The sequence below is a fragment of the Ralstonia sp. SA306 genome, assembly GCF_054792405.1.
In genome coordinates this window covers 225,052-244,532 of the sequence record NZ_CP096452.1, presented here as the reverse complement: position 1 = coordinate 244,532, position 19,481 = coordinate 225,052, and the positions used below count along the sequence as shown (strand labels likewise).

Sequence of the window (19,481 nt, the reverse complement as noted above, 5' to 3'; positions counted from 1 at the left end):
CCCAGGAGACCACCATGCTTGTGAAACACGCGAAAACATCGTTCACGTCCATCATTGCAGCGGCTGCCGGAACCGCGCTGCTCGCCGCCGGCGCCGCCCACGCCGAAACCAAGACGCTGTACATCGGCATGAACGGCGGCAACATGGAACGCACCTACACGCAGTTCGTATTCCCGCCGTTCGAGAAGGCCAACAACGTCAAGGTCGTCGTCGTGCCCGGCACCTCGACCGACATCCTCGCCAAGGCCCAGGCGACCAAGGGCAAGGCGCAGATGCACGTGATGACGCTGGACGACGGCGTCATGTTCCGCGCCATCGGCATGGGGCTATGCGAAAAGCTCAAGCCTTCGGCCAACCTGTCGGCCGTGCCCGCCATTGCCCACCTCAAGGGGGACTACGCCGTGGGCCTGTCGATGGGGCTGACCGGCCTGGCCTACAGCACCAAGATCTTTGCCGACAAGGGCTGGACGCCGCCGACCTCGTGGGGCGATCTGGCTGACCCGAAATACAAGGGCAAGGTGGTCGTGCAATCCATGCCGGCTTCGTCGTTTGGGCTGGATGCCTTCCTGATGTTCAACCGCCTCAAGGGCGGCACGGAAAAGAACGTCGATCCGGCCTTCAAGGCATGGCCCACCACCATCGGCCCGAACGTGGTCGAGTACATCCCCAACTCGTCGAAGGTGGTGGAGATGATGCAGGCCGGCGATGCCGCGCTGTTTCCCTACACGCTCACGCAGGTCGAGCTGATGAAGTCCAAGGGCATCCCGATGGAATTCGTCGCCCCCAAGGAAGGCGCCGTCGTTCTGCTGACGGCGCAGTGCGTGCTGGCCAACAACCCGGATGCCGATCTGGCGCAGAAGCTGGCGGACTACCTGATCAGCCCCGAGGCCCAGGCGCTCGCCATGGAAAACGGCTCCTACAATCCAGTCAACCCCAAGGCGCCGCTCAAGGGCAAGGCGGCGGACGAGCAGAACAAGATGAACAACATCCTGAAGACGGCCGTTGCCCTGGACTGGGACGTGATCAACGCCGAACGCCCCGAGTGGAGCAAGCGCTGGAACCGCACCGTCGAGCGTTGAGTTGAGCGCTGCCGCAACGCAACAGTTTTTGATTGAACACGAGAGAACAGCAAGGATTCGCGCCATGTCAGATTCACGAACACGATTGCAGACCGTACTGAAGGCCCTCGGCCTGGACCTGAAGGCCTACGAAGGGTCGGACTGGACGAGCCGCGCCCCGCGCGATGGCGCGGTCTTGGCGACCGTGAAATCGCATACCGCCAGCGAGGCCGAGGCTGCCGTCCAAGGTGCGCATCAGGCGTATCTGGCCTGGCGTACCGTGCCGGCACCCGTGCGCGGAGAACTGGTGCGCCGCTTGGGCGAGGCCCTGCGCACGCACAAGGCGGCGCTTGGCGAACTGGTCTCGCTGGAGGCAGGCAAGATCACCTCCGAGGGCCTGGGCGAAGTGCAGGAGATGATCGACATCTGCGACTTTGCCGTCGGTCTGTCGCGGCAACTGCATGGCTTGACCATCGCCAGCGAGCGCCCTGGGCACCGCATGATGGAAACCTGGCACCCCATGGGGGTGGTGGGCATCATCTCGGCGTTCAACTTTCCGGTGGCGGTGTGGTCGTGGAACGCTGCGCTGGCCCTGGTGTGCGGCAACGCCATCGTGTGGAAGCCGTCGGAGAAGACACCGCTGACGGCCATTGCTTGCCAGCACCTGATGCAGCAGGTTGTCGACGCGTTCAATGCGGAAAAGCCAGGGGCCATTCCTGCCGGGCTGAGCCAACTGCTGATCGGCGGGCGCGATGTGGGTGAGGCGCTGGTTGCCAGCCACCTTGTGCCGATCGTCAGCGCCACGGGCTCGACGCGCATGGGCCGTCAGGTGGGCGTGAAAGTGGCGGAACGCTTTGGCCGCTCGATCCTGGAGCTGGGCGGCAACAACGCGATGATCGTCACGCCTTCGGCGGATCTGGAGCTGGCGGCACGCGCCATCACCTTTGCCGCCGTTGGCACGGCGGGCCAACGCTGCACGTCGTTGCGCCGCCTGATCGTGCACCGCTCGGTGGCCGACACACTCCTCGCCCGTCTGGAAAAGATCTACCAGAGCATTGCGATTGGCGACCCGCTGGCCGACGGCACGCTGGTCGGCCCGTTGATCGACCAGGCTGCCTTCGACGGCATGCAGCAGGCACTGGCGCAGGCCCGCGCTGAAGGGGGCGAAGTACTGGGTGGCGAGCGCGTGCGCGAAGACATGGGCACCGACGCCTGGTACGTGCGCCCCGCGCTGGTCAAAATGCCGAAGCCGACGAAGGTGATGGAAAGCGAGACCTTCGCACCGATCCTCTATGTCGTGACGTATGACGGCGACACCGAGCAGGCCATCGCCATCCAGAACGGCGTGCCGCAGGGCCTGTCGTCCGCCATCTTCACGGCAAACCTGAGCGATGCCGAGCGCTTCATGTCGTCGGCGGGCAGCGACTGCGGCATTGCCAACGTCAACATCGGCACATCGGGCGCCGAGATCGGCGGTGCATTCGGCGGCGAGAAGGAAACCGGCGGCGGGCGCGAATCCGGCTCGGACGCATGGAAGGGTTACATGCGCCGCGCCACCAACACCGTCAACTACAGCGGCGCGCTGCCGCTGGCGCAGGGCGTCCGGTTCGACGTTTGATCGGCACTTGATCGACGTGATGATCAGGCGGCGGCGCGGAATGCTCCGCCGCCTTGATGGTCAACGCGCGCTCAACGCGCCGCGCCACCTACATCCGTGATCGCGCTATAGACAAGCGTGCGCAATTGCCGACGCACGGGGTAAGCAGACGACGGCAGGACCTGCGTCAGGAACAGGCCGATCAGATCCTCCTGCGGGTCCACCCAGAAGAAGGTGCCGGCCGCGCCGCCCCAGAAGAAATCGCCCGTGCTGCCGGGAATCAACGTGGCCGCCTGGGAGATCGTGGTTGCAAAGCCCAGCCCGAACCCCACGCCGTCATAGGCTGCCTCGCTGAACATCGAAGGCGACGATAGGCTCGACATGTCGCGCCCGCCCGGCAGATGGTTGGCCGTCATCAACGCCAGCGTTTTCGGCCCCAGCAGGCGCACGCCATCCAACTCGCCGCCCTGCAGCAGCATGCGTGAGAAGCGCAGGTAGTCCGCTGCGGTGGAAACCAAACCACCACCACCGGAAATGAAGCTGGGCGGCTTCAGGTACGGGCTGGCGCGCGGATCGTCCTGCAAGACCGGCCCACGATCGGACACCGTCTTCGACCCCATCGCCCCCACGGCATAGCACGCGCAGAAGCGCGACGCCTTCTCTTCCGGCACATGAAAGGCCGTATCGACCATGCCGAGCGGGTCGAAAATCCGCTCCTTCAGGAACGTCTCGAACGGGATGCCGCTGATCTTGCCGACCAGGTAGCCGAGCACATCGGTGGAGACGGAGTAGTTCCACGCGTCGCCCGGAGAGAACTCCAGCGGCACGCCGGCCAGCTTTTCGATCATCTCGTCGAGCGTGCCATCGGTGGCGATGTCGCCCAGCTTCAGCCGGCGGTACGCCGCGTCGATATTCGTGTTCTGGTGGAAGCCATAGGTCAGGCCGGAGGTGTGGCGCAGCAGGTCGACCATGCGCATGGGGCGTTTGACCGGGCGAGACTGGAAGCCCTCCATGAAGCCGCCGGCGTGCACGCCCAGGTTCGCCCACGCGGGGATGAACTTGCTGACCGGATCGTCCAGCGCGACCTTGCATTCCTCCACCAGCATCATGAACGCCACCGACGTGATGGGCTTGGTCATCGAGTAGATGCGGAAAATCGAGTCTTCGGCCAGCGGCACCTGGCGCTCGCGGTCGGCCAGGCCCAGCACGGAGTTCAAGGCCAGTTCGCCGCGCCGCCATACCTGCACGAGCGCGCCGGGCAGCTTGCCCGTCGCAATGTAAGCGTCATCGATGAAGCGCTCGACCCGTGCGAGCCGATCGCGGGACATCCCCTGCGTTTGCGTGCCTTGCCTGTCCATGCCTTCTCCTTGCATTGATGCCCGCGCCGGGCGCAGGCTTGCCAGACTCCGATCCGGTCTGCGCGGTATTCCGACACGCGCAGCCCCGCCCAGCGACACTGTACAGCGCTGATCCATTGCCCGCGACAACGTCCGGGCAGCGCCTATGCTTCAATGCGATTCGACCGCAACCCTGTACCACCATGAAGCGATTCGACGACCTGTACCTCTTCACGCGCGTCGTGGAAGCCGGCGGTTTTTCCGCTGCCGAGCGCGCCACGGGCATCCCCAAGTCACGTCTGAGCCGGCGCATTGCCGAGTTGGAGGTGCAGCTCGGCACGCGGCTGCTGCAGCGTTCAAGCCATCGCGTATCGGTCACGCCGGTGGGCGAAGCGGTGTATCGGCACGCGCGCGACATGGCCGATGCGTCAGCGGCCATTGAAGCGCTGGCCGGCGCAGCACGCAGCGAACCGGCCGGCGTGCTGCGCGTCGGCACGTCGCCTCTGCTGGCGGAAACGCTGGTGGCCGGCTGGCTGGCCGAATTTGCCGATGCGCATCCGAAGCTGCGCATCGAGCTGGACTTGTCCAACACCTACGTCGACCTGATCGAGCAGCGCATTGACGTGGCGATCCGCGCAGCCACGGGGCCGCTGCCCTCACGCGATGTGGTGGCGCGGCATCTGGTGGTCTCGCCGCGCGTGCTGGTGGCCAGCCCCGCGTTGATTGCCCGTGTGGGTGAGCCCGACACGCCCGCCGCGCTGGAAGATTTCCCTTGCCTGGGGCAAGGCTCGCTCGCCCGCAGCCGCGATTGGATATTGCAGGATGCGCGCGGCCATCGGCTCGCGCTGCCGATTCGCCCGCGCTTTGCCAGCGACAACATCATCGCCCTGCGCGAAGCCGCCATAGCGGGGCTTGGCCTGGCCATCCTGCCGCAGCATTGCTGCCATGCGGCGCTTAACAGTGGCCACCTGCGCACGGTGCTGCCGGGGTGGACACCCGAGCCGGCCGACCTGCACGCACTCTATCCATCGCGTGCAGGCGTGCCGCCTTCGGTGAAGGCGCTGGTGGCGTTCCTGCGCGAGCGCTTTGCCGCGGAAGCCACCATGCAACCGATGACGTGAACCCGCGCGTTACTTCACCACGCGACCAAGAAAGTCGAGCATGCGCGCACCAATTTCCGCATGGTGCGTCTCCAGCGCAAAGTGGCCGCTATCGACAAAGTGGATCTCCGCCTCCGGCAGGTCGCGCTTGAAGGCCTCCGCGCCGGGCGGAATGAAGATGGTGTCATTGCGCCCCCACACCGCCAGCAGCGGTGGGCGATGCGCGCGAAAGTACGCGTGCAGTGTCGGATACAGCGCCACGTTGCTCGCGTAATCCAGGAACAGATCCATCTGGATGTCGAGCTGGCCCGGGCGGCTCAGAAAATACTGGTCGAGCAGGTAGCCATCCGGTGCCACGCGCGTCGGGTCTGGCACGCCATTCAGGTATTGCCACTGGGTCATCTCATCCGAAACGATCGCATGCAACTCACGGCGATGCGCTTCGTCCGGGTTGTCCCAATAGGCCTTGACTGGCGCCCACGGCCCCTCGCCCAGGCCTTCCTCATAGCCGTTGCCGTTTTGCGTGACGATGGCGCTGATGCGCTCCGGATGCGCCGTCGCCAGGCGCCAACCGACCGGCGCGCCGTAGTCGAACACGTAGATTGCGTAACGCGACAAACCGATCGCCTGCGTAAAGCCGTCTACCACGCGCGCCAGGTTGTCGAACGTGTAGCGGAAGCCGCTCGGCACCTGCGTCAGGCCAAAGCCGGGAAAATCCGGCGCCACCACGTGATAGCGCTCCGCCAACTGGGGGATGAGGTTGCGGAACATATGCGACGCGCTGGGAAAACCGTGCAGCAACAGCACGGTCGGCGCATCGGCGGGGCCGGCCTCCCGATAGAACACGCGCACACCCTCGACATCCACCGTGCGGTGGCGCACGGCGCTTGGGGCATACGCATCGACAACCAGATCAGCGGTTCGGGCAGGGGCGTTCATGGCAAGGCTCCGGGATGGGTTTCGGGGAAACAGCAGCGAAACCATCGTAACCTTTGAAATTACATTTCACAAGTTACATGAAATTTTCCCATCGCTCGCATACCGATTTGTGATGCGAAATAAAACGGGCACGCCGTCTGGCGTGCCCGCGCGGGAGACGATGCAACAGAAAAACTCAGGTGAGCCGTTCGAGCGCCTGGGCGGCAATGCGCCGCGTGATGGCTTCTGCCGAGTCTTCCGTGGCCAGCCGGCCGGCCTGGCCCGACCACAGGTTGATGAAATCGCCCGAGCCGGTGGGCTCCGTCTTGGCGCGCAACGGCGCCAATGCACCGCCGGCCGTGGGGAAGGCCGGGGCAAACGTGCTCATCGGGCCGATCTCACGCATCAGCCGGTTGACGATGCCGCGCGCCGGCCGTCCGGTGAACAGGTTGGTGAGGGCGGTGTCGGCATCCGTTGCCTGCTTGAGCGCCGCGCGATGAATGGCCGAAGTCTTGGCCTCCGGCGACAACATATAGGCGGTACCGATCTGCACTGCCGATGCCCCCAGCGCCAACGCCGCCACCACACCGCGCGCATCGCCGATGCCACCCGCTGCGATGATGGGCACCTTCACCGCATCCGCCACCTGCGGCACCAGCGCGAACGTGCCGACCTGCGATTCGATCGTCTTGGCGAGGAACATGCCGCGATGGCCGCCCGCCTCGTTGCCCATCGCGATGATGGCGTCTACGCCGCGCGCTTCCAGCCAGCGCGCCTCTTCCACGGTGGTGGCGGCGGCGATGACCTTCGCCCCCGCGGCCTTCACGCGGGCCTGCAACGCCGTCGAGGGCAGGCCGAAATGGAAGCTCACCACCTCCGGCTTCAGTTCCTCCACCAGCGCGCAGGTGGCTTCGTCGAACGGCGCGCGGTTCACGGCCGGCGCTTGCGCGTTCAAGTCGATACCGAACTCGGCGTAGTAGGGCGCCAGATGGGCACGCCATCTGGCATCGCGCTCGGGGTCCGGCTGGGGCGGCGTGTGGCAGAAGAAATTCAGGTTGACGGGGCCGCGCACGGCCGCCCGAAACTGCTCGACCTGCTGGCGGATCTGCTCGACGCTGAGCATCGCGCAAGGCAGCGAACCAAGGCCGCCGCCACGTGCCACGGCAATCGCCAACTCCACGCCGGCCACACCCGCCATCGGCCCCAGCACGATGGGCACTTCGATATTGAACAACTCCAGCACGCGTGCATCGGGCCATGCGCTCATGATCATCTCCGGCAAGAAACGTGGACGACACATGGTAATGCGGCGGGCTTTTCACCGGATTGGGCCGTTGAAACGTGCATGCAACAAGTAACTGGAATATCACGTTAAATTGGTTACAATTCCACCGTCCGTTTGCTTGCAGACCAGCATGTCCTCACCTGCCGCCGCCCCCGCCCCCGCCGCCGATAAGCCCCTGCTGATCGCCGACGATCCGGTCCTGGACATGCTCAACACCGTGGCCAACATCAACGGCCACCCGCACGATTTCTGGCAGAACGACGCCGATGTCTCCGATTGGCTGGTGCGCGCGGGCTGGCTCGTTGAGCCGGTGGCAGGCCGCTACCCTCCTGGCGTGCTGCTGGCTGTGGCGCGGCACCTGCGCGAGGTGATTCGCACATTGGTGGAAGCACGCAAGGCGGGCCGTGCAGCCAGCGCCGATGCGCTCAACGTGTTCCTGCGGCAGGCGCCGAGCCATCCAGTGCTGGTATGGGAAAGCGGCACCCCGCGTGTCGAACGCGTGCGCCCGACCGATTCAGTCGAACAATGCCTGGCGCCGCTGGCCGAAGCCGCCGCGCACCTGCTAGCCGAGGGCGATTTCCAGCTCGTGCGCGTATGCGAACACCCCGAATGCACGCTGTGGTTTTACGACCGTACAAAGTCGCACAAGCGCCGCTGGTGCAGCATGGCGGTCTGCGGCAACCGCCACAAAGTGGCCGAATACCGCAAGCGGCAGCAAGGCTGATCGCACTTCGCTCGTTCCAATGCTGGAACGCCGCGTCGCGGCCAAACGGGCTGCGCATCAGCCCGCCGGTTCGTAATCTGTTCTCCCGAAACATTCAGCGCCTCAGGAGAACAGCATGTCTCAAACTCAATCCACACCCGCACAACGCCTCGCAGGTCGCACGGCTATCGTCACCGGAGGCTCTCGCGGCATTGGCGCCGCCGTGGCGCATCGACTGGCGGCCGACGGCGCACGCGTGGCCGTGGTCTATCGCAGCAACGCTGCGGAAGCCGACGCCGTGGTCAACGCCATCCGCGGCACCGGCGCACAAGCCATTGCCGTACAAGCCGACGTGAGCGATGCCCTGTCCGTCGACGCAATGGTGAGCACCGTGCGCGAGGCCTTCGGCGCCATCGACATCCTCGTCAACAACGCCGGCATCCTGGAAAGCCAGTTGGTCGGCAGCATCGATCTCGCATCATTCGACGCGCAGTTCCGCACCAATGCCTTCTCGACGATTCTCGTGACGCAGGCGGTGCTGCCGCATGTGCCGGCACGCGGCGGGCATATCGTGAACGTGTCGTCGAGCCTGGTGTACCGGCCCCGATCGGGGCTTGCGGTGTATGCGGCAAGCAAGGCCGCCGTCAGCGCCCTCACCCACGCGTTTGCGGTGGAACTGGGCTCGCGCAACATCACCGTCAACGCCGTGGCACCCGCGCTCACGCGCACCGACATGACCGCCCCGATTCCCGATGAAGTCAAAGCGCGCATGCGCGAATCGACACCGATGGGCCGTCTGGCGGAGCCGGACGACATCGCCGACGCCATCGCCTTCCTGGCCTCCGACGACGCCCGCTGGATCACCGGCCGCACCTTGATGACCGACGGCGGATTCATCTGAGAAGTAACCACCCAAAACGCGCGCCGTGCCGCCAACTCCCGCACGCAGAGGGTGTGGCCGTACCCTGCCCTGGATGGCGCCTTGAATTTCTGTTGCAGGGAGGAAAAAGAGAGGAGGCTGTCTGAGCGCAGCGAGTTTGCCTCCTCTCCCTCTCTGCGACAGAAATTCAAGGAGTGGGTCGCCATCTCGGGCGCGCCTTTCTTTGCCTACCTTTCTTTGGCAAGACAAAGAAAGTAGGTCGGCCCCGGCAGGGGACGAAACCCAACACAAACCAGCACCAACCAGCCGCGCCCGCAAAAAAAGCAAGCGCAGCGCCCAACAACTCACTCAGCCAACTGCCTCACAAGCCGATAAAGAAACTCCCGCCCGTCATACAAGCGCGCAATCTCGATACGCTCATCCAGACCATGCGTGCGCAGGTCCGCCGGCTCGGTAAACAGCCCCGACACGCCATACATCGGAATGCCCGCATTGCGCATGAACCGGCTGTCGGTCGCGCCCGTGCTCATCGCCGGAATCACCGGCACATTCCACATCTGCTGCGTCAGCGCCTCCACCGTCTTCACCAGGTCGCCATTGAGCGGCGACGCGGGGCTCGCAAGCGGCTTGTTGACGTAGCGCACGCTGATCTTCTCGTTGCCGATCACCTGCTTCAACTGACGATCAATATCGGCCGGATCATCGTGCGGCAGGATGCGGCAATTGACGGTGGCCTTGGCCGATTGCGGCAGCGCATTCTCTGCATGGCCGGCATTGACCATCGTGGCCACGCAGGTGGTGCGCAACTGCGCGTTGTAGAACGGAATGGCCGAGAGCCGATCGATCGCAGCCTGGTCCGGCCTGCCGGTGCCGACCGAACGCATGTCGTCCGCCAGTTGCCCCGTGGCCAGCGGCGCGCTGCGTGCGAAGTAGGTCTGCGTCACGTCGGCCAGCTTGAGCGGAAACTGATACGCCCCCAACCGATCCAGCGCGGCTGACAACGCATAGATCGGGTTCGTCTTCGTCGGCACCGAGCTGTGGCCGCCCACGTCACGCACTTCAAGCTCGTACGTCGTGTACATCTTCTCGGCCACCTGAATGCGATGGAGCACCGGCTTGCCATTGCGCAACTCGCCACCACCGCCTTCGTTGATGCCGAACTCGGCCTTCACCAGCTCGGGCTTGTTGTTGACGATCCAGTACGCGCCGTTGGTCGGCACATCGCCGCGCTCCTCATCGGTGGTCAACGCCAGGATGATGTCGCGCGATGGCTTGAAGCCTTCCTGTTTAAGCTGCCCCAGCACCGACACGAAGGCCGAGGCCATCGCCTTGTCGTCAATCGCGCCACGCGCGGTGAAATAGCCGTCAGTCTCCTGCAGCTTGAAGGGGTCGGTCTTCCAGTCTTCGCGCTTGGCTTCCACCACGTCAATGTGGGCAAGCAGCAGCATCGGCTTCTTGGCGCCGCTGCCCTTGAAGCGCAGCACCAGGCTGCCCTTCTTCGGGAACGGCTCAAGCACCTGTATGTCGGCAGCGGCAAACCCCGCGTCGCGCAGGCGCTTTTCCATCGCATGCGCAGCGTTGGTTGTGTCACCGGCCGAATGCGTCGTGTTGATCTCGACCAGCTCTTTGTAGATGTCGTGATAGCGCTGCTGCTCGGGCGTGAGCGTGGTGGGCGCGGGCTTGCTGGCGGGGATGGTCTGAGCGAACGCGCCAGCGCTGCATGCCAACACAGCTGCAGACACCAAGGCGCGAACGGGAACACGACGACACTGGAAACGCATGACACCTCCGGATAATCGTTATGTGAACCGGCTCATGGCGCGTAGCGAGCGGCTCGGGGGGCGTGGCAGGACCATGAGCGGCTTCTGAGTGCACCGCATAAAACAAAGCGGGGCCGACCCGAAGGCCGACCCCGCAGTGTAGCGCCGCGGCAGCCATTTCGCTGCCAGGGCAACCCATCAGGAATCGTGCGTTACATCGCCACGCGGAACACCGCCACAGCGCGGCGCAGCTCGTCCGCTTGTTCCTCCAGTGCCTGTGCAGCGGCTGCGGCCTGCTCGACCAGCGCCGCGTTCTGCTGCGTCACGTCGTCCATCTGCGTGACCGCCTCATTGATCTGCTCGATGCCGGTGCTTTGCTCAGCCGAGCCCGCGCTGATCTCGCCCATGATGTCGGTCACGCGCTTCACGGCCACGACGATCTCTTCCATCGTCTTGCCTGCACGCGCCACCAGTGTCGAGCCCGACTCCACACGCGTGGCGGAGTCTTCGATCAGCGATTTGATCTCCTTCGCGGCACCCGCACTGCGCTGCGCCAGCGTGCGCACTTCACCGGCCACCACGGCAAAGCCGCGGCCCTGTTCGCCTGCACGCGCGGCTTCCACCGCAGCGTTGAGCGCCAGGATGTTGGTCTGGAACGCAATGCCTTCGATCACGGCGATGATGTCGGTGATCTTGCGCGACGATTCGCTGATCTCGCCCATGGTGGTTACCACATCCTGCACGACGGCACCGCCCTCCACGGCAATCTCGGAGGCGCTGACCGCCAGCGTGCTCGCCTGACGCGCGTTGTCGGCGTTCTGCTTCACGATGCTCGTGAGCTCTTCCATGCTCGATGCGGTTTCTTCCAGCGAGCTGGCCTGCTCTTCCGTGCGCTGCGACAGATTGGTGTTGCCCGCTGCGATCTGCTGCGTGGCCGAGGCGATCGACTCGCTGCCGCGACGCACCGTCACCACGGTCTCCTTCAGCTTGGCTTGCATCTGTTGCAGGCCTTCCATCAGCAGGCCCATCTCGTCACGCGAGTGGATGCGTACGTTGGTGGTCAGGTTGCCGCCCGAGATCTCATGGAAGTGCACCAGCATCTCTTCAAGCGGGCGCGAGATGGCATGCGAGAGCACGAGGTAGCACGCAGCCGCCAGCGCCACACCCACGGCAATCACGATGATGAATGCCCACACCAGGCCGTCGAAGAACGACTGCGCCTTACCGTAGGACGAAGCGGCCACCTCAGCTTGAATGGCGCTCAGTCGATCGGCCTTGATGGCGTACGGGACGAACAGTTCGTACAGCTTGTCGAGCACCAGCGGGCGCGCGGCAGCGTAATCGTGGCGGTCGAACGCCGCCAGAGCCGGCTTCAGGCCGTCGTTGAAGAACGCATCGCGCAGGCGCTTGGCCTCGCCGGCGGTCTGCTCTTCCTCGGGCGTCGCAAACGGCAGGGCGCTGTAGGCATTCCAACCGTCGTCGCTTGCCTTGACCTGTTCGCGGGCGGCCTTCACCAAGTCGGCGATCTTCGCGTCATCCGTTTCATAGACGGCACGATCCAGCGCCGTACGGACTTGCACCAGCCGAGAAATGGCCTGACCCAGCGCACGTGTGGATGCGAGCTGATTCGAATAGGTTTCCTTCAGCGCGTTGTTGGAGCGCATGTTGCCGTACAACCCGAGCGCGCCGACGCCCGCCAGGAATACAGCCAAAACAAACAGGACCAGCGCCAGCCGGGCCTTGATGGAGAGCGTCTTCATATCTGCCGTGGATTGCTAAGAACAAAACGTCGCGAGCCCAGACGGGGCGCCGACTTTAGCCAAATTAACGACAGATACTCAGCGTTCTTTAATCAATATGTCCGGGTTTGTACTGAATATACGGCGCATACAGCGCACTGCTGAACGCACTTCGCACACTGCACGTACGCGCGTTCAACGGGTGAAACATTCGCGCTGCTTTCACGATCATTGCCCCGCGTGCGGCATGTCCATCGACGCGAGCACATCCTTGATGTGCTGTGCCGCCTGCTGGGCATTCTGCGCAGCGGGGACGGGCGGCTGTTGATCGGTCGACAAGTTGCGCACGTGGTCATCGATGCTGATGCCGGTGCCCAGCGGCGCCAGCATCGCCGCCGATTCGTGCATGGCCCATTGGAAGTCATTGAGCGGCGCGTTGCGGGCGGCCTGCAAGCCCGCCGGATTCGCAGCCATGGCACGCGCGACGACGGGCTCGCGGTTGTCATCGGGCGCGCTCAACTCCAGCACCTGCCCCAGGTTGGGCGCGCTGGCATCGCGGGCGGTGAGCGGCGTCCGGATGTTGTACCGCACGCGCAGTGTCTTGATGATGGCGGTGTGGTCGTACGGCTGCGCCACCGTCGAGCGGAAGATCGTGCCTTTGGGAATCCACGGCGACACCACCACCGCCGGCACGCGCACGCCCAGCCGGTCGAACGCGAAGAGCTGCCCCGGTTGCGGCGGGCTGGGCGGCACCACGGCGGGCGGAGGCACGTGGTCGAAACAGCCACCGTGCTCGTCGAAGGTGATGACGAGCATGGTCTGATGCCACTGCGGCGAGCTGCGCAGCGCGTTGTACACCTGCGCGACGAGCGCATCGCCGTAGCCGACGTCGTGCGGCGGATGCATATCGTTGGGCCAGTCGAGATCGGCAAAGTAGCGGGGCTCGATAAAGCTGTATGAGGGCAGCTTGCCGCTGGACGCATCGTCGAGAAAATCGTCGAACAGGTGAAAGTGGTCCAGATGCAGCCACAGCCGCGTCAGCGTGAGCGACTGCGCGAAGTCGTGGTAATAGACGGCCCAATCGTCGGGCACCGCGCCGTCGAGCACATTGAACAGCGTCGGCATGAGATACGGAAAGTGCACCGGCGAATTGTTCGGATAACCGTGCGCGGTACCGGTGTGCACAAAGAACCGATTGGGCCACGTCTGGCACGGCGCCGAGGCAAACCACGCATCGCACACGGCATAGTTGCGCGCCAGCGTGCTGAGTGCGGGCACCTGGTCCGACGTGAAGAAATGCATGATGTCGCGCGGGTCGCCACCGTTCTTGGCGTAGTTGGTGGTGAAACCCTGCATGGTGGGCGTCTGGCCCAGCGGCATCTGCTGACCGAAGAGCTGCTGGTTGATGTCGGTGAACAGCTCGCCCGGGTCGGGGTTGGGCAGCGTCATCACGTTGGGCGGCGCGGGCGATGTCCATACGCGGATGGGCTGGCCGCCGCCGTCGGGGTTCGTCTCTTCGCCCGACAGGCCGTCGAACTCCGCGCTCTTTGAATACAGCGTGCCGAACAGGTTGTCGAACGACCGGTTCTCCAACATCAGCACGACCACGTGCTCGATTGCATCCAAGCCTGCCATGGCGGCCCCCTCGTTTCGTTGCGTTGCTTCGTTCTGCAGGCCCGCGCGGGGCGGCGCCCTGCGGGTCACTATAGGAAGAAACGAAGGGGATTGGCGTGGCGCGCGCCTACTGACGGTCCGCCGGCAGCACACGCCAAGCAATCAGCGCGCTCCCCGCTGTCACCAGCCACACCACGGGCCACGACGACCACGCCAGCAGTTGCGGCAGGCACAGCGATGTGATCCCGAGCGCCGCAAACGCGCCCGTGTTGCCCAGACCCAGCGCCGTGCCAGCACGCTGCGCACCGGCCAAGGTGGCCAGTTCGGTATAGCCCACGCCATGCCACGCCGATACGCAGATGCCGCCCGCCACCACGGCCGCTACCAGCGCAACGCGCATGACCGACAGATCGATCGACAGTGCCGACGTCATCCACGCCACGCCGGCCAGCACGACAAACAGCCCGGCGCTCAACCGCGCGCAGGTAAGCAGATAGGCGCGGCGATTGCCGTGACGGTCGGTCCAGCGCCCGCTCCAAACGCGCATGACGGCCGCCCCGCCCTGCACTGCTGCCATGGTCAGGCTGAGCGTGAGCACATTGGCGTGCGCAAAGTCGCGCAGGAACACCGTGGCGAAGGCGACCACCGCCCCTTGCGGCACGCACAGCAGCCCAATGGCCAAGGCCATGCGCAACAGCGTCGGATCGCGCAGCGGGCCCGTACCGCCAGGCGCCGCTGTGTGTGCAACCGCATTCACCGTGTCCGGTGCGTCATGCACCCACAACCACGTCAGCGCCGCAGTCAACGCACACGCCGCCGCCAGTACCCCATACACGGCGGCAAACCCGGCGTGCGCGGCCAGGCTCGGCAGCACCAGGGCGCCAATGCCGCCGCCCAGCGGAACGGCGGTCTGGCGGATGCTCATGGCCAGCCCCCGCTCGCCTTCGCGAAACCAGCCCATGACGGCGCGCCCGCTTGATCCGTTCACGCTGCCACCCAAGAGGCCCACACTCAGCATGCCGCCCACCAGCCACGCCAGCGGCGGCACGTGGCCATGCAGCGGCGCCACGCAACATGCCATCACGAACAGCGCCAGCGCGGTCAACCCAAGCCCCGTCAGCAGCACCGTGCGGTCGCCCCAGCGGTCGGTCAGCAAGCCCCACGGCAACTCGCTGATGGCGATGCCCAGTCCCAACGCGCCCAGTGCCACGCCCAGCTCCGCATTGCCCAGGTGATACGCCGAGCGGATGAACACGGCAGTCGTCGGGATGCCTGAGAACGCTGCCGAAAAGCTCGCATTGGCCGCCACGCCCACACCCAGCACCTTCCAGCGGTGATGGCGCGACATGGGCGTCGAAGTGGCCGGTAAGCACATCGCGGTTGTCATGATCGTTTCTCCAGAAATGCGTTTGACAGCAGCAGTCTGGCGGAGCAACATCAGGCCTAAATGACGTTAATCCCTCATTTCAAGACATCATGCGCAGAATCGGCTTTTTGGTGTTTCCGGGCTGCAGCCTGCTCGATTTCACCGGCCCGCTGACGGCCTTTGACGTGGCGAATCGACTCGCGCCGCAGCCGGCATATCGCATCGACGTGCTGTCCGAAAGCGGCACGCTGGTGCAGAGCGCGCCCGGCCTCGTCATGCAGACGCAGGGCCTGGACGATCCGGTCTTCGATACGTTGATCATCTCGGGCGGCAACGGCCCGCGCGAAGACGCGTTCTCGCCGCGGCTGATCGCCTTCGTGCGGGAAGCGGCCGAGCATTCGCGACGCATGACAAGCGTGTGTTCCGGCGCCTTTGCGCTGGCGGCGGCGGGCCTGCTCGATGGCCGGCGCGCAACCACACACTGGCGCATGGCAGCGCTGCTGCAGCGGCGCTATCCGCGCGTGCAGGTGCAGAGCGATCACATCTTCATTCACGACGGGCCGGTCTGGACGTCGGCCGGCATCTCGTCGGGCATCGACCTGGCGCTGGCGCTCATTGAGGAAGACCTGGGGGTCGACGTATCGCGCGCCGTGGCCCGCGAGCTGGTGGTCTACCACCGGCGGCCCGGCGGGCAATCGCAGTTCTCGACCTTGCTGGAGCTGGACCCGGCATCGAGCCGCATTGCACGTGCGCTGGGCTATGCGCGCGAACACCTGCATGAAGCGCTGGACGTCGACCGCCTGGCCGAAGTCGCCCACCTGAGCCGCCGGCAGTTCGACCGCGCCTTTGTGGCAGAGACCGGCCAGACGCCGGCCAAGGCCATCGAAAAGCTCCGTGCAGAGATCGCCCGGCCGCGCGTGGAAGCCGGTGACGAATCGCTGGAACAGGTCGCGCGCGCCGTGGGCTTTGCCGATCCGGAACGCATGCGGCGCGCGTTCATCCGCGTGTTCGGGCAGCCGCCGCAATCGGTGCGGCGCTCGGGGCGGTCTGGACGATCGGGACGATCGGGCCACACACGCCTGGTGGCCTAGCACGCCGCGCCCATGCATCCGCTACCCTGACGCGCTTGAAATCCGTCACCTCGCATTCGCACCGATGTCCGACCATCAAGACTTGCCCCTGCTCTACAGCTATCGCCGCTGCCCCTACGCCATGCGTGCGCGCCTGGCGATGCTGCAGGCCAATCGGCGCTTCCGGACGTTTGAGATCGTCATGCGCGACAAGCCTGCCGAACTGCTGGCGCTGTCTCCCAAGGGCACTGTTCCTGTCTTGCATTTGACAGACGGCAGCGTGCTGGAAGAGAGCCTCGACATCATGCGCTGGGCCTTCAACGCACGCGACGCCGATGGCTGGTGGAGCCGCGCGCAATCCGATGACAACCTCGCCCTGCTGCGTACCAACGACGGCGAGTTCAAACGCCAGCTCGATCGCTACAAGTACCCCGACCGCTATCCGCACGAGACCACGCCCCGCGAGACGGCCCGTGCTCGGGCAACAGAAGCCCTGCTGATACCGCTGGAATCACGCTTGCTGGATCAACGCTATCTTGGCGGCTCGACACCGTGCGCAACGGATCTGGCGATCTTCCCGTTCGTGCGGCAGTTTGCTGCGGTAGAGCCGGACTGGTTTGCCGGTCAGCCTTTGCCGGCAGTGCGGGCCTGGCTGGCCGAGTGGCTCGGCAGCCGCCTGTTCGAGGTCTGCATGACGAAGCAGCCCGTGCAGGCCGTTGCTGTGTTTCCCGAGTATCAGCATCCGAATTGATCACCTGATCGACTGATCCATCGATGGAGGCGTGTGTGCAATGAACGAACCACAGACTGCATCCCCCGACAGCACCGCAGCGCGCGTCGCATTGTGGCGCGCCTTGCATGTGCACAGCGATGCACCGCCGCACGTGCTGGAAGACGAGGTGGGCTTGAAGTTGCTGGACCCAGAACCCGGCTGGCAACAACGCGGTGACATGGACCCGCAGTTCACGCGTCCGTTTCGCGCGTCCATTGTGGCGCGTGCGCGCTTTATCGAAGACCTCGTCATCGAGCAGGCAGTCCGTCGTTTGAGCCAGTACGTGATTCTCGGGGCGGGGCTGGACAGCTTTGCGCAGCGCCGGCCCGATGTGGCATCGCGCATGACGGTGTTTGAGGTCGATCAGCCGGGGCCGCAGGCCTGGAAGCGGCAGCGCCTGGAAGAACTGGGCTTCGGCGTTCCGCATTGGCTGCGCTTCGTTCCGGTGGATTTTGAGGCGCGCGAATCCTGGCAGGATGCGCTGGTCGCCGCCGGGTTTGATACGGGCAGGCCGGCCATTGTGGTGTCCACGGGCGTGAGCATGTATCTGTCGAAAGAAGCGAATGCGGCCACGCTGCGGCAGGTGGCGTCGCTTGCGCCGGGCTCGATGCTGGCGATGACGTTCCTGCTGCCGCTGGAGATGGCGGACCCGGACGTCCGGCCTGGCCTTGAGATGGCGGAGAAAGGTGCACGCGCGAGCGGCACGCCGTTCATCAGCTTCTTCACGCCGCCCGAAATATTCGCGCTGGCCCGCGAAAACGGCTTTCGCGATGCCCAGCACATTTCGGCAGACATGTTGACGGACCGCTATTTTGCAGGCCGCGCCGACGGCCTGCGCCCGCCGCGCAATGCCGAAGAGCTGCTCGTGGCCACGGTCTAGCCGCGCACGCGTCTACCGCTCGCGCAGCGGGCCGGGCAGTGCCTTCAGGCCAATCCACAGCACCCCAATGACTACGTTGACGGGCACGCTCAACGCGCTGGGCACGTAGAACAGCACCGACAGGCCCGGCGTGTTGAGCCCCAGTTCCAGCACGCCGCCCAGGGCGTAGAAAAGCAACCCGCACCAGAGCCAGCGCCGCATATAGGCCAGCAGCCAGTGCGCGTGCGCCTGGTTGAAACGCCACGCGGCCGAGCGCTCGAACAGGTTGCCGCGGCTGGCGTCTTTGAACAGCCAGCCGAAGAAGAAGTAGCGGTACAGCAGCGTGCGAAAGGCGAGCTCTTGCATGATGGCTCCCTCGGCCAAACCAGCTTCAGGCAAGCAAGTTTGGCTCCAAAATCGCGCGGGCGCCATGCCCTCCAGCGCCGGGTTGATCATGAAGCACCCGGCCGTGCCGCCCCGTCTTTCAGCTTGCCAACTTCTTGAAGGTCTCCAGCACTGCATCGCCTTTGAACGGCTTGACGATCCAGCCCTTCACGCCGGCGGCCTTGCCGCGGTCTTTCATGGCAGGGCTGCTTTCGGTGGTGAGCATGATGACGTTGACCGTCTTGTTGCCCAGCTCACCGCGCACCTTTTCGACCATAGTCAGGCCGTCCATGTTGGGCATGTTCACGTCACTGATGACGAGTCTGAGGCCGGGGTTGGCCTTGATCTTGGCCAGGCCGTCCTTGCCGTCCACGGCGGTGTCCACCGCCAGACCGTGCTTCTTCAGAAAACCGGCCACCTCATCGCGGACGGTGCTCGAATCGTCGACAACCAGAATCTTGCTCATGACGCTTTCCTCGTTCTCAATCTATCCAATCAAAACAATTCCAACTCGCCGCCGGATTCCACTTCGCCGCTCACATCGGCCACGAAATCCAGCGGTGCATGGGCACACACGCACACGGTAGCGTCCACCCGCACCGTGTCGTTGATGGTGACCGCATAGGCGGCCACGTAGCCTGGCTTGAGCACGTCCAGATACGGCAGGCAGCGCGCGCTCACCACATAGGGCGTGGACATGCCAAGGTCGGGAAACACCTGCAGCAGTTCCTGGTTGAGCGCGCCGCAGCACAGGTTACCGATCTCCAGACGCGCCTCTTCAAAAGAACGCCCCGTGCCTTCACCAGTGAAGTAGGCGCGCGTGGCGTCGGAGTCATCAAAGCGCAACACCAGCAGCAGGCGGAAGGCGATGGACGAGATGGTGAGGATGAGGGCGTCCTCGCCACTCAGGGTGTCACCTTCGGCCGCGGTGCTGATATGGCAGGTGTCTTCCAGCTGCCGCGTGAGCCGCGTACGTGCGGCCTTGCGGAAGATGCGATCGAAACTGTCTTGTGCGTTGCTGCGGATCACGTCGGGCCTG

18 protein-coding genes are annotated in these 19,481 nt (G+C 64.9%); 8 read left to right on the top strand and 10 right to left on the bottom strand.

Features of this window, described 5'->3' with window-relative positions:
- Positions 1–14: 14 nt before the first annotated feature.
- Both M1D44_RS17690 and amaB read left to right on the top strand, forming a co-directional pair.
- Positions 15–1,079 carry an ABC transporter substrate-binding protein gene (locus tag M1D44_RS17690; protein ID WP_024977514.1) on the top strand — a complete coding sequence of 355 codons (1,065 nt, stop codon included), beginning with the start codon at positions 15–17 and terminating at the stop codon, positions 1,077–1,079.
- Between the two features lie 64 nt (positions 1,080–1,143).
- Positions 1,144–2,676, top strand: coding sequence for an L-piperidine-6-carboxylate dehydrogenase (gene amaB, locus M1D44_RS17685; RefSeq protein WP_316853532.1), 1,533 nt, complete (start codon positions 1,144–1,146; stop codon positions 2,674–2,676).
- Positions 2,677–2,747: 71 nt separating this feature from the next.
- On the opposite strand, the gene M1D44_RS17680 is transcribed toward amaB, so the two are convergent.
- Positions 2,748–4,013, bottom strand: coding sequence for a serine hydrolase domain-containing protein (locus tag M1D44_RS17680; RefSeq protein WP_316683595.1), 1,266 nt, complete (start codon positions 4,011–4,013; stop codon positions 2,748–2,750).
- A gap of 182 nt (positions 4,014–4,195) precedes the next feature.
- Here M1D44_RS17680 and M1D44_RS17675 point away from each other — a divergent pair, with 182 nt between their 5' ends.
- The gene (locus M1D44_RS17675) at positions 4,196–5,113 is read left to right on the top strand and encodes a LysR family transcriptional regulator (protein WP_024977511.1); all 918 of its coding nucleotides are present in this window, start codon (positions 4,196–4,198) and stop codon (positions 5,111–5,113) included.
- A gap of 9 nt (positions 5,114–5,122) precedes the next feature.
- On the opposite strand, the gene M1D44_RS17670 is transcribed toward M1D44_RS17675, so the two are convergent.
- A complete protein-coding gene (locus tag M1D44_RS17670; protein ID WP_024977510.1) occupies positions 5,123–6,031 on the bottom strand; it encodes an alpha/beta fold hydrolase in 909 nt (302 codons plus the stop codon).
- A gap of 175 nt (positions 6,032–6,206) precedes the next feature.
- Positions 6,207–7,277 carry an NAD(P)H-dependent flavin oxidoreductase gene (locus M1D44_RS17665; RefSeq protein ID WP_316683594.1) on the bottom strand — a complete coding sequence of 357 codons (1,071 nt, stop codon included), beginning with the start codon at positions 7,275–7,277 and terminating at the stop codon, positions 6,207–6,209.
- A 148-nt stretch (positions 7,278–7,425) separates the two neighbouring features.
- Here M1D44_RS17665 and M1D44_RS17660 point away from each other — a divergent pair, with 148 nt between their 5' ends.
- Together M1D44_RS17660 and M1D44_RS17655 are read left to right on the top strand one after the other, a co-directional pair.
- Complete coding sequence (locus M1D44_RS17660) at positions 7,426–8,019, top strand: CGNR zinc finger domain-containing protein (RefSeq protein WP_316853531.1); 594 nt, start codon at positions 7,426–7,428, stop codon at positions 8,017–8,019.
- A gap of 115 nt (positions 8,020–8,134) precedes the next feature.
- Positions 8,135–8,899 (top strand): SDR family NAD(P)-dependent oxidoreductase, encoded by a 765-nt coding sequence (locus tag M1D44_RS17655; RefSeq protein ID WP_024977507.1) that lies wholly within the window; start codon positions 8,135–8,137, stop codon positions 8,897–8,899.
- Positions 8,900–9,222: 323 nt separating this feature from the next.
- On the opposite strand, the gene M1D44_RS17650 is transcribed toward M1D44_RS17655, so the two are convergent.
- The 4 genes from M1D44_RS17650 to M1D44_RS17635 form a co-directional block, all read right to left on the bottom strand.
- Positions 9,223–10,659 (bottom strand): M20/M25/M40 family metallo-hydrolase, encoded by a 1,437-nt coding sequence (locus tag M1D44_RS17650; protein ID WP_316853530.1) that lies wholly within the window; start codon positions 10,657–10,659, stop codon positions 9,223–9,225.
- A 191-nt stretch (positions 10,660–10,850) separates the two neighbouring features.
- Positions 10,851–12,398: a methyl-accepting chemotaxis protein gene (locus M1D44_RS17645; protein ID WP_439004617.1), complete on the bottom strand. Its 1,548-nt coding sequence runs from the start codon at positions 12,396–12,398 to the stop codon at positions 10,851–10,853.
- Positions 12,399–12,605: 207 nt separating this feature from the next.
- Entirely contained in the window at positions 12,606–14,012 is a 1,407-nt protein-coding gene (locus M1D44_RS17640) for an alkaline phosphatase family protein (protein ID WP_024977504.1), read from the bottom strand.
- A gap of 106 nt (positions 14,013–14,118) precedes the next feature.
- On the bottom strand, positions 14,119–15,378 hold the full coding sequence (locus tag M1D44_RS17635; RefSeq protein WP_316683589.1) for an MFS transporter: 1,260 nt from the start codon (positions 15,376–15,378) through the stop codon (positions 14,119–14,121).
- Between the two features lie 89 nt (positions 15,379–15,467).
- On the opposite strand from M1D44_RS17635, the gene M1D44_RS17630 reads away from it, so the two are divergent.
- The 3 genes from M1D44_RS17630 (at position 15,468) to M1D44_RS17620 (ending at position 18,079) form a co-directional block, all read left to right on the top strand.
- The gene (locus tag M1D44_RS17630; protein WP_024977502.1) at positions 15,468–16,448 is read left to right on the top strand and encodes a GlxA family transcriptional regulator; all 981 of its coding nucleotides are present in this window, start codon (positions 15,468–15,470) and stop codon (positions 16,446–16,448) included.
- Positions 16,449–16,512: 64 nt separating this feature from the next.
- Entirely contained in the window at positions 16,513–17,178 is a 666-nt protein-coding gene (locus M1D44_RS17625; RefSeq protein WP_316853529.1) for a glutathione S-transferase, read from the top strand.
- A 40-nt stretch (positions 17,179–17,218) separates the two neighbouring features.
- Positions 17,219–18,079: a class I SAM-dependent methyltransferase gene (locus M1D44_RS17620; protein ID WP_316853528.1), complete on the top strand. Its 861-nt coding sequence runs from the start codon at positions 17,219–17,221 to the stop codon at positions 18,077–18,079.
- Positions 18,080–18,091: 12 nt separating this feature from the next.
- Here the strand turns inward: M1D44_RS17620 and M1D44_RS17615 are convergent, their stop codons facing one another.
- From M1D44_RS17615 to M1D44_RS17605, 3 genes are all read right to left on the bottom strand, one after another.
- Entirely contained in the window at positions 18,092–18,424 is a 333-nt protein-coding gene (locus M1D44_RS17615) for a hypothetical protein (RefSeq protein WP_024977499.1), read from the bottom strand.
- 118 nt (positions 18,425–18,542) lie between these two features.
- Positions 18,543–18,908 (bottom strand): response regulator, encoded by a 366-nt coding sequence (locus M1D44_RS17610; RefSeq protein ID WP_112186947.1) that lies wholly within the window; start codon positions 18,906–18,908, stop codon positions 18,543–18,545.
- A 29-nt stretch (positions 18,909–18,937) separates the two neighbouring features.
- Positions 18,938–19,471, bottom strand: coding sequence for a hypothetical protein (locus M1D44_RS17605; protein ID WP_316853527.1), 534 nt, complete (start codon positions 19,469–19,471; stop codon positions 18,938–18,940).
- Between the last annotated feature and the right edge of the window lie 10 nt (positions 19,472–19,481).

Excerpts from the sequence above, each read along its gene's own strand:
- M1D44_RS17690 (WP_024977514.1), top strand. The coding sequence starts at position 15 with ATGCTTGTGAAACACGCGAAAACATCGTTCACGTCCATCATTGCAGCG.
- amaB (WP_316853532.1), top strand. The coding sequence starts at position 1,144 with ATGTCAGATTCACGAACACGATTGCAGACCGTACTGAAGGCCCTCGGC.
- M1D44_RS17680 (WP_316683595.1), bottom strand. The coding sequence starts at position 4,013 with ATGGACAGGCAAGGCACGCAAACGCAGGGGATGTCCCGCGATCGGCTC.
- M1D44_RS17675 (WP_024977511.1), top strand. The coding sequence starts at position 4,196 with ATGAAGCGATTCGACGACCTGTACCTCTTCACGCGCGTCGTGGAAGCC.
- M1D44_RS17670 (WP_024977510.1), bottom strand. The coding sequence starts at position 6,031 with ATGAACGCCCCTGCCCGAACCGCTGATCTGGTTGTCGATGCGTATGCC.
- M1D44_RS17665 (WP_316683594.1), bottom strand. The coding sequence starts at position 7,277 with ATGAGCGCATGGCCCGATGCACGCGTGCTGGAGTTGTTCAATATCGAA.
- M1D44_RS17660 (WP_316853531.1), top strand. The coding sequence starts at position 7,426 with ATGTCCTCACCTGCCGCCGCCCCCGCCCCCGCCGCCGATAAGCCCCTG.
- M1D44_RS17655 (WP_024977507.1), top strand. The coding sequence starts at position 8,135 with ATGTCTCAAACTCAATCCACACCCGCACAACGCCTCGCAGGTCGCACG.
- M1D44_RS17650 (WP_316853530.1), bottom strand. The coding sequence starts at position 10,659 with ATGCGTTTCCAGTGTCGTCGTGTTCCCGTTCGCGCCTTGGTGTCTGCA.
- M1D44_RS17645 (WP_439004617.1), bottom strand. The coding sequence starts at position 12,398 with ATGAAGACGCTCTCCATCAAGGCCCGGCTGGCGCTGGTCCTGTTTGTT.
- M1D44_RS17640 (WP_024977504.1), bottom strand. The coding sequence starts at position 14,012 with ATGGCAGGCTTGGATGCAATCGAGCACGTGGTCGTGCTGATGTTGGAG.
- M1D44_RS17635 (WP_316683589.1), bottom strand. The coding sequence starts at position 15,378 with ATGACAACCGCGATGTGCTTACCGGCCACTTCGACGCCCATGTCGCGC.
- M1D44_RS17630 (WP_024977502.1), top strand. The coding sequence starts at position 15,468 with ATGCGCAGAATCGGCTTTTTGGTGTTTCCGGGCTGCAGCCTGCTCGAT.
- M1D44_RS17625 (WP_316853529.1), top strand. The coding sequence starts at position 16,513 with ATGTCCGACCATCAAGACTTGCCCCTGCTCTACAGCTATCGCCGCTGC.
- M1D44_RS17620 (WP_316853528.1), top strand. The coding sequence starts at position 17,219 with ATGAACGAACCACAGACTGCATCCCCCGACAGCACCGCAGCGCGCGTC.
- M1D44_RS17615 (WP_024977499.1), bottom strand. The coding sequence starts at position 18,424 with ATGCAAGAGCTCGCCTTTCGCACGCTGCTGTACCGCTACTTCTTCTTC.
- M1D44_RS17610 (WP_112186947.1), bottom strand. The coding sequence starts at position 18,908 with ATGAGCAAGATTCTGGTTGTCGACGATTCGAGCACCGTCCGCGATGAG.